This window comes from Sphingomonas sp. Root241 (assembly GCF_001428865.1).
In the GTDB taxonomy this organism is placed as follows: Bacteria; Pseudomonadota; Alphaproteobacteria; order Sphingomonadales; family Sphingomonadaceae; genus Sphingomonas.
This window is the reverse complement of sequence record NZ_LMIV01000001.1, coordinates 517334-529277: the sequence shown is the minus strand read 5'-3', so window position 1 is coordinate 529277 and position 11944 is coordinate 517334. Positions and strand designations below refer to the sequence as shown.

12 protein-coding genes and 1 tRNA gene are annotated in these 11944 nt (G+C 62.5%); 6 read left to right on the top strand and 7 right to left on the bottom strand.

Annotated elements, in window-relative coordinates; translation table 11 throughout:
* Positions 1-108: 108 nt before the first annotated feature.
* Positions 109-465, bottom strand: coding sequence for a GIY-YIG nuclease family protein (locus ASE13_RS19660; RefSeq protein WP_156404698.1), 357 nt, complete (start codon positions 463-465; stop codon positions 109-111).
* 231 nt (positions 466-696) lie between these two features.
* Between ASE13_RS19660 and ASE13_RS02605 the strand changes: the two genes are divergently transcribed.
* The 6 genes from ASE13_RS02605 to ASE13_RS02585 all read left to right on the top strand — a co-directional run bounded on the left by ASE13_RS02605 (position 697) and on the right by ASE13_RS02585 (position 5429).
* Positions 697-1104, top strand: a complete 408-nt coding sequence (locus ASE13_RS02605; protein WP_056611011.1) for a CHRD domain-containing protein — start codon at positions 697-699, stop codon at positions 1102-1104.
* Between the two features lie 652 nt (positions 1105-1756).
* The gene (locus ASE13_RS19655) at positions 1757-1972 is read left to right on the top strand and encodes a hypothetical protein (RefSeq protein WP_156404697.1); all 216 of its coding nucleotides are present in this window, start codon (positions 1757-1759) and stop codon (positions 1970-1972) included.
* Between the two features lie 542 nt (positions 1973-2514).
* Positions 2515-2601, top strand: a tRNA-Leu gene (locus tag ASE13_RS02600).
* Between the two features lie 163 nt (positions 2602-2764).
* Complete coding sequence (locus ASE13_RS02595) at positions 2765-3985, top strand: tyrosine-type recombinase/integrase (protein ID WP_056611007.1); 1221 nt, start codon at positions 2765-2767, stop codon at positions 3983-3985.
* Between the two features lie 56 nt (positions 3986-4041).
* Complete coding sequence (locus ASE13_RS02590) at positions 4042-4830, top strand: PD-(D/E)XK nuclease family protein (RefSeq protein ID WP_156404696.1); 789 nt, start codon at positions 4042-4044, stop codon at positions 4828-4830.
* Positions 4827-5429: a hypothetical protein gene (locus ASE13_RS02585; protein WP_056611003.1), complete on the top strand. Its 603-nt coding sequence runs from the start codon at positions 4827-4829 to the stop codon at positions 5427-5429. The genes ASE13_RS02590 and ASE13_RS02585 overlap by 4 nt, the downstream gene beginning before the upstream one ends.
* A 76-nt stretch (positions 5430-5505) precedes the next feature.
* Here the strand turns inward: ASE13_RS02585 and ASE13_RS02580 are convergent, their stop codons facing one another.
* The 6 genes from ASE13_RS02580 to ASE13_RS02555 all read right to left on the bottom strand — a co-directional run bounded on the left by ASE13_RS02580 (position 5506) and on the right by ASE13_RS02555 (position 11913).
* On the bottom strand, positions 5506-6804 hold the full coding sequence (locus tag ASE13_RS02580; RefSeq protein ID WP_056611001.1) for an McrC family protein: 1299 nt from the start codon (positions 6802-6804) through the stop codon (positions 5506-5508).
* Positions 6801-9911, bottom strand: a complete 3111-nt coding sequence (locus tag ASE13_RS02575) for an AAA family ATPase (protein WP_056610998.1) — start codon at positions 9909-9911, stop codon at positions 6801-6803. Before ASE13_RS02575 ends, ASE13_RS02580 begins: the two co-directional genes overlap by 4 nt.
* On the bottom strand, positions 9911-10312 hold the full coding sequence (locus ASE13_RS02570; protein WP_056610995.1) for a DUF4268 domain-containing protein: 402 nt from the start codon (positions 10310-10312) through the stop codon (positions 9911-9913). Before ASE13_RS02570 ends, ASE13_RS02575 begins: the two co-directional genes overlap by 1 nt.
* Positions 10313-10614: 302 nt before the next feature.
* On the bottom strand, positions 10615-10812 hold the full coding sequence (locus ASE13_RS02565; RefSeq protein ID WP_056610992.1) for a hypothetical protein: 198 nt from the start codon (positions 10810-10812) through the stop codon (positions 10615-10617).
* A gap of 25 nt (positions 10813-10837) precedes the next feature.
* Positions 10838-11638 (bottom strand): DUF1883 domain-containing protein, encoded by an 801-nt coding sequence (locus ASE13_RS02560; RefSeq protein ID WP_056610988.1) that lies wholly within the window; start codon positions 11636-11638, stop codon positions 10838-10840.
* A 14-nt stretch (positions 11639-11652) separates the two neighbouring features.
* A complete protein-coding gene (locus tag ASE13_RS02555) occupies positions 11653-11913 on the bottom strand; it encodes a hypothetical protein (protein ID WP_056610985.1) in 261 nt (86 codons plus the stop codon).
* Positions 11914-11944 lie beyond the last annotated feature (31 nt).

Below are 11944 nucleotides of genomic sequence, written 5' to 3'. Positions count from 1 at the left end.
TCGTTTCGGGGCATGTGATTCGTGCGCCGCCGTTGGTGGCTCTCAGCCGCCGCCGCACGATTTCGACCGCCCGGACAGACAGCGGTACCACGTGCTCACGCTCCATCTTCATCCGCCCGGGCGACAACCGCCAGAGGGGCTCGGGCCCGTCCAGGTCGTCGAACTCGTCTCGCGCCGCAAATCGCGTCTCGCCAGTGCGCGCCCAGGTGAGGAGCGTGAACATGAGCGCGTCGCGGGTGACCTCTTGGCGGCGGCTGTCCGCTTCTCCTGCGCGATGGCATCCGTAATCGAGGGCGTGTGCTCGGCCCACACGAGCCGGTGCAATCCATAGCGCTTGCAGAAATCCGACCCCTCTCCGGTGCGGTGCTGATGGATGCGCCCCGGCAGGTCCGCGATCACGCCGATATACATCGTGCCGCGATAGCGATCGGCCATGATGTAGATCCAACCGCTTCGATGCGTCATCCAGGCGGGATGATTGGAAGCGGGAACCCCGGGTCAAGCCCGGGGTGACGAGGATGTGGCAACGTCCGCTGACCACCCACTTTCGGATATTCGCGATTTATGAGTCTACGCCTACCCGAGGCCGGCACGCGCCTTCCAGCATTGACCGGCCTTTGGGCCAGGCCCACAACGGAGCCGCAATAACGTCGGCCGGGCCCGCTCGGGTTCCCCGCACGACCTAGGAGGAACGCGATGCGCATGATCCTGCTCACTCTCGCATCGGCAATGATGGCCGCGCCAGTGCTCGCCGCCGATCCCGTCACGCTCAAGGCGACGCTGGCCGGCAGCGCCGATACCGATGCCGATGGGACCGGCGCCGCGACCGTGACGGTCGATACGACGAAGAACGAGGTCTGCTACAAGCTCACCGTATCCGGCATCGACCCCGCGACGATGGCGCATATCCACAAAGGCGCGGCGGGCGCCTCCGGCCCGGTGGTCGTGCCGTTCGATCCCCCGACCAACGGCAGCTCTGAGGGCTGCAAGCCGGTGACGGCCGAGGTCTCCGCCGCGATCGCCACGAACCCGGGCGACTATTATGTCAACGTCCACAACGCGGCTTTCCCCAAGGGCGCGATCCGCGGGCAGCTGGGCAAATAGCGCTCAGGACACGATCCTGAGGAACCACGCGGCGCCGGAGCTTCGTTCCGGCCCCCTCTTTGCGCGGCCAGAAATGGCCTGCTGATCCGCACCGCTGCACACCCCGTCGATCTTGCCAGCCTTTCACTGCCGATCCTCGACTTGCGCGGCTCGCTCTCGGGCTGCTTCGCGATGGCGAACACCGCGGACCAGGTCCGCCGCCCATTCCAGGAACACCCGATCGCGACGCCGCCGTCGAACGGAGGGGCAATACACCGCCGGCGATCCGCGCACTCCCAGGGCGGGGCCAGAGCCATCGTCCAGAACGACGAAAACGTCGGCCGTCACTCGACGCGACCGCTCGCATCCCTCAACATGGACGCCTGGAGAAGGTGGTTATTTGAATGCAGATGAAACTGATTTTGATCAGGACGAGTTGCGCAATTATAGCCCAATTCCTCGCCTTAGGGCTAACCGGCGCGGGACATGGATGGGTAGCGCCCTTCTTCTACTCGCCGCTCTTATCCGCCGTCGGAATTCGTGACACATTCAACTTTGACGCGAAAGCGAGAGGCCCCATTATTGAAGCGGGATTGGCTGACGCTCGTTTCTCAAGATCGTTTTATTGTGGAACATCTGGATCATTCGCGACCGTGGCCGGAGTGTATGATCAATGAAAAAGCGACATTTGGCTTCTGCACTTTTGGCGGGGATCATCCTCGCCGCCGCTGGATCACTGCTCGCCCTCCATCTTCAGCGTGAGAGAGAAATGAATTACTGGATTCAGTCATTTCATGCCTCGCGATATCTAGGCTCAGGCAATCTGATCAAAAATCCGGGAACGGATTTCCGTGATTTCAAGAATGCGGCAAAACCGAGTGCGCCTTAGCCCTGAACTTTGAAGCAGGTGGAGGCGCGGTAGGGCGTTGCTAGCGTTCTGCGCGGTTTGCCATCCCGGCCTCGATTCGGCCCAAGTATCTGATGGCCGCCGGTGTCCAGTCGGGCAACAGCCTCAGTGAATCTGCCGGCGAGCGCCGCGAAGGTTCGCGAGCCGGACAAAAGTACCGCGCGCTGCGCCCGATATTGGCAGCCCAAAATCGGACGTCCCTAGACGCGTGAGGATCGACGGCTTTTCGTCGATCGAGGCAGGTTCGGGTCCCGATTTTTGTGTGGGGCCATGGAGGGACCACCATCCCGAGGTCGGCAGTATTATCTAGGTATTTCAATTCATTAACTATTGAGCACCAGTCCTGTAAGCTCCGACAGCATCGGCTTCGAGCCTCAGCATCTTCCGTCGGCGCGCCTGCTGGAGGCAGCGGACCAATTCACCAGCTTGCATGTCATCGGATTCGACGAGTTGAAGGGCAAATTGCCTCCTGGGGGCGGTTGACAGCACATAAGGTCCTCCGTAGACGCGCTCGCCTACCCCGTGCCCAGATGGCGGAATTGGTAGACGCACCAGCTTCAGGTGCTGGCGCTCGCAAGGGCGTGGAGGTTCGAGTCCTCTTCTGGGCACCAGGTACCCTTTCCAAGGGGTACCAAAACCTCTCCCGGACGTTGCAAAAACCGCGGTTTTCTGCCATAAACTGGCTCTGGAAGGCCCGCGGCGTGCCAGTTCATCCCAAGTCTATGTTGGCACGATTGTTGGTATTTCCGGCGTACCAACACGGGAGATACCAACATGGCTCTCACGGCACTGGAAGTCCGCTCCGCAAAGGGGAGGGAGCGGCCCTATAAAGTCAGCGATTCAGGTGGCCTGTACCTTTTCGTACAACCTTCCGGGCAGCGCTATTGGCGATTGGCGTACCGGTGGGGAGGCAAGCAGCACACCATGGCGCTCGGCGTCTTCCCTGACGTCGGCCTCGCAGACGCCCGCGAAAAGCGAGATGCAGTCCGTAGGATTCTGGCGGAGGGCAAAAACCCTGTTTCTGTTGCGAAGGAAGAGGCGCTCGCCGCCAGGCTAGCCGAGCAGATCACCTTCAGAGTGGTGGCGGAGGAGTGGCACAGCAAGTGCGAACGTGAGGGGTTGGCGAAGATCACCTTGCAGAAGCAGAGGTGGCTCCTCGACTTCGCATATCCCGAGTTGGGCTTCCGACCGATCAACCGGATTTCGGCGCATGAGGTCTACGAGGTGCTGCGCGGCATTGAAGCCAAAGGGCATTACGAAACGGCGCGGCGCTTGCGAGGCACTTGCGGTCGGATCTTTCGATACGCTGTCGCGACGGCCCGGGCGGAGCGAGATGTGTGCGCCGATCTGCGAGGTGCGCTCATTACTCCGAAGGTGAAACACCTCGCGGCAATCACAAAGCCGGCTGAGGTCGGCGACTTGATGTGCGCGATCGACGGCTTCGACGGGTACCGCGTGACGCACGTCGCACTACGGCTGGCGCCCCACCTTTTCGTTCGACCGGGTGAGTTGCGTCATGCGGAATGGAGCGAGTTCGACTTCGAAGAGCGGGTCTGGGCAATTCCCTCCGACAAGATGAAGATGCGACGACCGCACTATGTGCCATTATCGAAGCAGGCGCTGGCGATTATCGATGAGATCAAGCCGGTCAGCGGGAAGCACCGCTATTTGTTCCCGTGCCAGGGTAAACGTGACCGTCCCATGTGTGAGAACACCTTGAATCTAGCTTTGCAGCGCTTGGGGTACGGCGGCGGTCGCATGACGACCCACGGCTTTCGCGCGATAGCGAGCACTTTGCTCAACGAATCTGGCCGCTGGACGCCCGACGCGATTGAGCGACAGCTCGCCCACCTAGACGCCAACGCGGTTCGACGAATCTACTCGCGCGGCGATTACTGGGATGAACGAGTGCGTATGATGCAAGCATGGTCCGATGAACTCGACCGTCTTCGAAGCGAAGCAGCGGCCCGGACGGCAAATAAGCGCGCCGCCTGACTTCCTCTCGGCCGGGCAGTGTTGACAGAGCTTCCCGAAGAGGCCGAACTCACGGCGTGAACAAGCATCGCACCTTAGGCGCCATCGGCGCCGATTCACCATTGACGTGTTGCCCGCCCTCGCTTCGTGACCCCGCGTTGCGGTATTACGACGAGAAGGCAGTGCTGCGATGGGCCTTTCGTCTGGAAGGCGCAGCGAAAAGGGCCATGCGCCATCGAGCGGAGCTTGAGGATCTGGTACCTAGTCACGCGGGACAGAGAGCCGCAATCGAGCGATTTCATGGATTGGGCGCCCCGGCCCATTGTTTTCATGTCGAGCCGATCAGGTGGTTTCGACCGACCGAACCTCAGGTGACCTTTGGCTTGCAACGCTTTCTGGCTAAGGGCGGCTCTGAACTCACCCTGTCTTTCCTTCGCGCACTCGATCCGACTTTGTCATGGCCGGAACACCTTGACGGGGTGACTGTAGAGGCTGAGGTTCCTTGCAAACGTGGACGTATTGACCTCCTGATCAGCGGCAAAGCTGCCGAGGTTACGTGGGGCGCGGTGGTCGAAGCGAAGTTCGGCCACAACATCCGGCAAAATCCCTTACCCGATTACGCTCAGCACGCCGCGAAGCTTGGGATGCAGTTTCGAATGCCCGGTCGGGAGACTGCGACTTCCGTTCTGATCGTTCTCGGTCAACGCAACGAGGCGGCGACACGCGCCCGACTTCGCCGGAACAGACGGTGGTCCTTCCTGAATTGGCATACGTTCCTGCGGCGTTGGGAGAGCGAGCTTACCCGCATTTTAGACGACGATGATTTTCGTCGATTTCGGCGGACAATCTGGGAGCGTGCCGCATGAGTCCTGACAACTCGCCCATTGACCTAACCCCCAGCATCGTCGCCTACCTGACGGATCGAGCGATACGGACAGCCGTCGACTCGCTGCTTCAATTCAAGATTAGCAACATGCCCCCCGGTCTCGCAGTCCACGAATTGGGCGAATATCTTCCAGCTCGCGCAGCGGCTGAACTGACCCGCTACGAGTATGCGCAGGCATTGCACCGTGCATGGTGGGAGGTCTGGGGCAGCAAAGTTGACTCCCTTTGGGTGTCTCCCGACCTCGACGCGCTCCAGTCAGCCGAGCAGGTCGTGACTGTTGAGGGGGTGTGGAAGGACAAGTGGTTCAGCCTCTATCAGGAGCGTGGCAGCACGTTCCTCTACACATTTGTGGAGTTCAACCCTGAAGCCGTCTCGATAGGCTATTCCCTGGAAGACGATGTGGCCCCCCTGCTCAAAGAAGCTATTGGCCCTTTCGTTTGGCACGAAGACGGCAATTACGAAGGTTGGTTCGTGGCCACTTGGCCTATGTCGATCGCGCGTCCCGATTTTGATTGGGTCGGCGTGCAGGCCGCGGCATCGGCAGCCCTGATGCAGGTTGAAGCATATTTCCCTAGGTGACTCGCGTACTCGCGGACCGGCAGGCAGTAGACTGGACGGGCGCTCGGAAGCGTCCGGCCCCTTATGATGTGAAGCGTCACTCCGCTTCGGCGCGGAGCTGCACCTCGCAAAGTGACCTAAGCCTATGGGCTATGCCACTGGCTGCCAGATCGACGGTTGCGGTCACCAGTTCGTCGTTGCAGCCGCTCACCCGGTAGCGTCCCGTTTCCCCTTCCGCGCGGAGCCCCCCATGATGCGGATAAAGCAGCATCAAGCTCGGACAGCGGTATAGGCGCCCATAGGCCATCATCTGGTACACATCGGCTTGGCTGACTCCTTGCTTTGGGTCGTCAATCCGCGCGGAGATGCGCTTCCACTTTGTGTCGATGACCATCACCGTTTCCTGCCCACGACGCACGACGATGTCTGGACGCACCTGGAAACGCCGTGCGCCGGAAGGCTCAGCGAGACAGTAAAGTCGCCGGTCCTGCGCTACGACGCGCAGGTCGGTGTGGCGGAGTGCCCGGGCGAGCACGCGCGCCACATAGGCCTCGAACAGGTCGTTCATCGCGAAAAGCAGAGAGAAGCCGGGCGCTTTCCCGTGGGAGGTTGTCTGGTATTCACCGGCGAGCAGCAGTCGCGCGAGGTCGCGCAGCGCACGCCAGCGATGGTTCGTGCGGTCAAGCACGATCACGTCCCATCGCAGCGCCTTCACGGGCACCGCCGCGATGTCGGCGTAGATGTGCGCCAGTTCCCTTAGCCGCCGCTGGTTGGCGGGGGACTGCGCTACTTGCGAAAGCCGTGTGACCGCCGCCTTCATCACCTGGTTTAGCGCGATGTCTGCCGAGAATGCCTCGTACCGGCAGGCCAGTTTGTTTGGGGTCGCTGCCAAGGTCGTGAACTGGCGCTGCACATCGAGTCGCCCCCGGAGGGCCGGCAGGTCTTCCTCGTGGTGCACGTATCGACGGGGCATGCCGTTCCGGAGGACGTCCGTCAGCCTGGCGCAGAAGATACCGATCAGCACCTCCAGCAAGGTGCGCTTCTGCGTGCCCAGCGGCGTGGCCTCGCCGATGGCGAGATCGAGGTCGTAGGCCACCGCGAGCATGTGAATGAGTTGCTCCCGAATCCGCGTACGGCTCGCTTCATCCTCCCCTGTGCCCAGCCCTTCGATCTTGGGCAAGATCTCGAGGGTGCAGCCCTCCGCCGCGATCACGCCGACGACCTGCTGCGCCCGCAGCCGCTTGTGATGATCGGTGAGTATTCCGGTGCCGTCGTCGCCCCCGAGTGCGGCGCGCGCGACTGCGATGAGGCGGTCGGCGCGCCGGCGCGTGAACGCGCCTTCACCCTCCGGCTCGATCGGCACATAGCCCCATTCGGTGACGCTGCGGTGGATCACTGCAGCCCGGCGTAGGCATCCGGCCCGAAAGGCTCGCGGACGCGCCACCGGTACCGCTCTCCACCATATTCGCTCTCGAAGCCCTCCGGTGCGGAGAGAACCTCGCGCACCAACAGGCGCTCGCCGTTGGGATCCCCGAGGACTGCGGCAATCTTTCCCCAATCCTCGTGAAAATACTCGGCCAGCAGTGGGATGACTTTGTGGCGCATCACGCGGTCAAGGGCCTGCCTCGTGTCACACCCCATGAAGTAGGCATGGCCGATCTGATGTTCCCTGTCGAAGAGGTACTCGACCCGGTCGTTGAGCTTCCCGAGCAGCGCGCCGAGGTCGACTCCATCTACAGTCCCGAGGAGATCCGGTTCCGGCATCACCTCCTTGAATGTGAAGCGGCGCCGAAGCGCGGTGTCCAGGAGTGCGATGGACCTGTCCGCGGTATTCATCGTCCCCACGATGTGGAGGTTGGACGGAACGCCGAATGACTGCTTTGAGTAAGGTAGCGTGAGCCGCAACTCGTACTTGCCCCCGATCCGCTTGTCCGGCTCGATGAGGGTGATAAGCTCGCCAAACACCTTCGAAATGTTCGCCCGGTTGATCTCGTCGCAGATCACGACGAACTGGGGCGGCGAGGCCGCCTGGCCAACGCCACTGCCGGGCAGCAGCAGTGCCAGGGCCTCTAGGTTCAGATGATCCTGACGCAAGAGGTAGCAGGATCGCATCGTGAACGGCTTGGCGTAGAAAGTGATGGGCAACGGCTCGTCGGGCACGAAGAGCCACCTCACGGCGCGGCGATGGTTGTAGTCGCGCTCGCCAATCGGGGCGAACTCGTATGGACCCACCACTTCGCCGATGGCCCGAAAGCGAGAATTGCCGTAGGACACGACCACCATGTCGCCCTCGCGCATGTCTGCCCGAAAGCGCGCCGTCTGGATGATATTAGCGTCGTTTCCGTTCGTGCCGGGGTTCAGCTCATTCCACTTCGCATGGATTGCCTCGTAGCTGTCGTACGGCGTCCAATCGATGTCGCCGCCCCATCCCAACACGATGTAGTCGCCCTCGATCGCAGCGTCGAAGATGTGGTCCTCGGAGCCCGCCCGGCCGAGGGACATCTTGAAGACCTGTCGCCCGCTCAGGTCGAAGGGCGCGCCCGATCCTCCCGAACGCATCGCCTGCTCGGCGACGGTCGCCATCTCGCGGAACACGCCGGGCTCCGGCTTCAGGCTGAACCCTCCGCTCGAGCTGCCTTCGACTTCCTCACCTGTGGTGGATCGCAGCCCCTCGACGAAGTCTTCGTAGGAGTAAGACTGATGGAAGGTAACGAAGCGCACCTGGCCGGCAGCGATGAGATCGGCGTAGCGCCGCCTGAGCTCCGCCTCGGCCTCAGGGGCCTCGCCATCGCATAGCCTGACCGCCTCGCGGGCGGTCGCGTAGGTCTTACCGGTCCCCGGAGGGCCGTAGAGGATGAGGTTCGTCGGCATCTGCGAGTCCTTCGGCGCATGCGGCGCGAGTGTGATATTCTCGTCGGCGAGGGGGGGCTGATCGGCGCGGTTCACCGCCCAGACGAAACCTTGGACGTCCCAGAGGTCGCGGGGCTCCCACTTCCATTCTTCGGCCATGACTTGCTGGATCGCCCTGGCCATGCCGAGGACCTCTGCGTACTCCTCGGCGGTCATCGCGTTCCAACCCAGAAGCTTGCGGCCCAGGAGCGCCTGCGCGGTCTGCTGGATCGGGTCTGTGTTGATGCCAAAGGCCTCGTTCGGGTGGACCAGCGCCGCAAGCATCGTGGGGATATTGCGGCTCTCGCTGTAGGGCTTACTCGTCTGGCCATCTGCGAGGAGGGGCCATGCCTCCTCGACAAAAGCGCCAATGGCCGTGTTAGGATCCTCACCGCGTGCGAGACGAGCCGCGGCCGACTCCAAGGTACCAGGGCTCGCCTCGCGGAGCGCGGCAAGTCGGCTATCTGTGCGCCACCCAAGCAGGCCGCTCGGAACGCCGGCTCGTCCCATGAGGATGTCCAAGAGACGGGCGCCGAGTTCGTGATCCGGCTGTTCGCCTTCCAGTGCTCCGGCCACAGTCGCTATCAGCCGGTCCTTGTAGGCGCGTTCCTCGGAATGGTAACCTCCATCCGTCTCCGCAAAGCTCCCGAAGTCGGGATAGCGAGCGGTGAACAGCTGACGGTATCGCTCGAGGGCGCCACGATTGAGGCCTCCTCTGCCTCCCTCGTACCAGTCCAGCACCTGGCGAAGGCTCTTCAGGTCGGCAACCGTTACGAGTGACACGCGTCGCGGCGCTTCGCCCCCTGCCGCCTGGTGACGCAGACGGGACGGGAGATTTGAGTGACGTGGCTGGGTTGGGAGATAGTGCCGGACCTGCACGGCGGGCATGGAGGATCTCGCTGTATCGTCCTCGAGCCAGACCTGCGTGCTGCGAACGTCTCGTTGGAGGGCGAGCTGCCTTCCGTCTGCCAACGCGAACCCGAGCATCTTGCTGGTCTCGGAAATGGGGATTCCATACCGCTTCCGGAGTTCCGCCTCTGCCCAGTTCGCGGCGTCCGGCGCGTTGAGCGAGTAGCGGATGCGTACCGTGGAGCTGTTGGCGGGTCCCTGCCGGTCGATAATTTTCACCTCGGCCAGCGTCTCGAACTTGTGTCCGCCGAGTGCGGAGCAGACCGCGGGCATCGCGTTTTCCAGCTGCATCGCCCGGTGGATGTCCCCTGAGACGATATCAACCTCCTGTTCCCCCCGGAGGCGGGCTGGAGCGATCACGGTATCCAGGGCGAAACGTCGGATGCGGTCGGCTTGGGAAGGAGTCGCGTCTTCGTTCTCCAGAGCGAAGCGTCGGTAGGCGGTGACCGCAGCACGATAGGAGGCCAAGCTGTCGTAGAGGTCGCCCTGTATTGGCAGGCGGCTGGGATTTGGTGCACCCGCCTCGCGGTCCGCGGCGGTGTAAGCGAGCGCCGCCAGGATCTCGGAGAAGCCGTCCCGCGCATTGGCAGCGTCGAGGTCGCCATAATGCGCCTCGACGCGTCGCGCATCGGATACGCTCGTGGACACACTCGAGGCCGCCTGGCCCTGGTCGGAAAGCCATGCGCGGAAGGGGTCAGTGCGCATCAGCCCAACCGCGTCCCGAAGCTGCGCTGGAAACGACTGATCATGCGAAGAGCCCACTCGTGCTGCGCGTCCCACTCCCGGTCACCGTAGCCAGCATCCATGGTCGCTCGGACGGAGGTCTTCTTGCGGCCGTCCTTTTTCTCCCAAGTGAGCCCCTCCCCCACCTCCTTCTCCACGGCGGCGCGGTCTGCGTGGAGCAACTCAAACTTGGTCCGGTCGGCGTCGTCGTCGTTGTTGAGGTTCACTTGAATTTGGTTTCGCGCGACGCTGAGGCTGACGTGCGAGCCCCTCGCCAGCGGCGTGAGGGGCACCCAGTTGCTGCCCGGATTGCGCACCGGTAGCCCGGCCGCTGTGGCCTTTTGGGCGAAGACCTGGAGGTATCGCTGGAGATCGTCGGTCATGTCTATGCACCCTTTGCCTGCGGCGGCCGATTGTCGATCCCGGGGGAGACAACGGTCTTCGAATGAAGGATTTCGTCCCCCGTCTGACTATCCGTCAGTCGATGCGGCGTACGCGCACGGCCTTTGGCATTCCCTCTACGTGCATGTCGCGACCATCAATGATGACGCGCGGGCGATACTTATACTGGTAGCGATAGTAATATTGGTCCTGGCGCCACACTGACCCGTTCGCCAGTTTGACGATCGTATCCCCGCTCCAACCGGTCCAAGCTCCCTCGACTCGCGACTGCATGGTGATCCTCCTAATCTATCCTACGGACGCGGATGGCGCGGGTCATTCCGTCGACATGCATCATGTTGCCGGCGAGCGTGACCCGAGGCCGGTACGAGTAGCGATACTCGTAATGGTATTCCTCCTGACGCCATACCGAGCCGTCGGTGAGCCTGACGATGGTGTCGCCGTCCCAGCCGTTCCATTCATCCTCTACCTGCTTGCTCATCGCGAACTCCTGACAGGGTTTCTATTCAGGCGGCCTTGGGCAGACGCACCACTTCAGCGATCTCTGTGGCGATCTCCTCGACGGTGTGCGTGCCGGTGCTGCGTGCCAGGCGGTCCGCGAGAGAAGGCGAGTATTTGATGACTTCGCTCTTTGACACGTTGTGCCAGACGGGCAGGAGAATCTGATCACCCGACACCGCCCGCGTCACGAGGCCGTCGAGTTCGTATTCGGGCCAGCCCTTGCCGAAGAATGCCTGGGACAGCACGACGATGCCGAAGCGGCTGCTGCCAAGGCCGCGGTCGATCTTCCGCCGGAGGCTGTCGCCGATGCGAAGCTCAAACTCGTCATACCAGACGGAGAGGCCGGAATCGCGCAGTGCATTCGCAAGCGGCCGCACCACTTCATCCTTGTCTTCCGAAGCATGGGAAATGAACACATCAAACACCCGCCCGTCCGGCGCCTCGGGCGTGGGAGCGAGATCCTGCTCAGCATCGCGCACGAGCGTCGGGATGCTGCGGAGGGGCGCTTCGTTGATCGTCGGCAGTGGCCGCAGGGCCTCCCCCTTTATCACCTGCACGCCGGACCTGACCGTGCCTCGCAAGCCCTGCATGTCCACCGCGACGTGCCACGTGCCCGAATGCGGCACCTGCAGGCGAACAGGGGAGCTTTTCGCGAGGCCGCCGACATAGCGATGCTGGCGCCCGGATTTGTAGTTGCTCAGGTTCGAACCATCCATGAGGCGGACGTTCGCCGCGCTTCCGCTGAGCGTCACGACGACCACGCTTCCGCGTTCAAGATGGCCGAGGTTGTAGTGCGTGAAGTTCATCGGTTCCTCCTGCTTTAGGCGGCGAGCCGCTGAAGCATGCTCGCCTTCAGCGGATCCGACGTTTCGAAGAAGAGCACCTCGTCCTGAGACAGGCGCAGGAGCTGCTTGGCCTGGATTGCGAAGCGCTCGCCCGCACGCACGAGCCAGAGCGGACAATCCGCAGGCCGGTTTGCCTTGGCGAGCAGCGACGAGGTGTCGATTACCTCGGCGTCGATCGCGAGCAATTGCCCATCGACATCGACGATGTGACGGAAGCCGGTGTCCCAATATGCCATTCGCGAATCTCCTGTGCTTCAACAGCAAGCA

Bases quoted from the DNA above. Each gene is read 5' to 3' on its own strand.
- ASE13_RS02575 (WP_056610998.1), bottom strand. From the start codon at position 9,911: ATGCGCACTGACCCCTTCCGCGCATGGCTTTCCGACCAGGGCCAGGCG.
- ASE13_RS02595 (WP_056611007.1), top strand. From the start codon at position 2,765: ATGGCTCTCACGGCACTGGAAGTCCGCTCCGCAAAGGGGAGGGAGCGG.
- ASE13_RS02555 (WP_056610985.1), bottom strand. From the start codon at position 11,913: ATGGCATATTGGGACACCGGCTTCCGTCACATCGTCGATGTCGATGGG.
- ASE13_RS02585 (WP_056611003.1), top strand. From the start codon at position 4,827: ATGAGTCCTGACAACTCGCCCATTGACCTAACCCCCAGCATCGTCGCC.
- ASE13_RS19660 (WP_156404698.1), bottom strand. From the start codon at position 465: ATGACGCATCGAAGCGGTTGGATCTACATCATGGCCGATCGCTATCGC.
- ASE13_RS02560 (WP_056610988.1), bottom strand. From the start codon at position 11,638: ATGAACTTCACGCACTACAACCTCGGCCATCTTGAACGCGGAAGCGTG.
- ASE13_RS02570 (WP_056610995.1), bottom strand. From the start codon at position 10,312: ATGACCGACGATCTCCAGCGATACCTCCAGGTCTTCGCCCAAAAGGCC.
- ASE13_RS02605 (WP_056611011.1), top strand. From the start codon at position 697: ATGCGCATGATCCTGCTCACTCTCGCATCGGCAATGATGGCCGCGCCA.
- ASE13_RS19655 (WP_156404697.1), top strand. From the start codon at position 1,757: ATGAAAAAGCGACATTTGGCTTCTGCACTTTTGGCGGGGATCATCCTC.
- ASE13_RS02565 (WP_056610992.1), bottom strand. From the start codon at position 10,812: ATGAGCAAGCAGGTAGAGGATGAATGGAACGGCTGGGACGGCGACACC.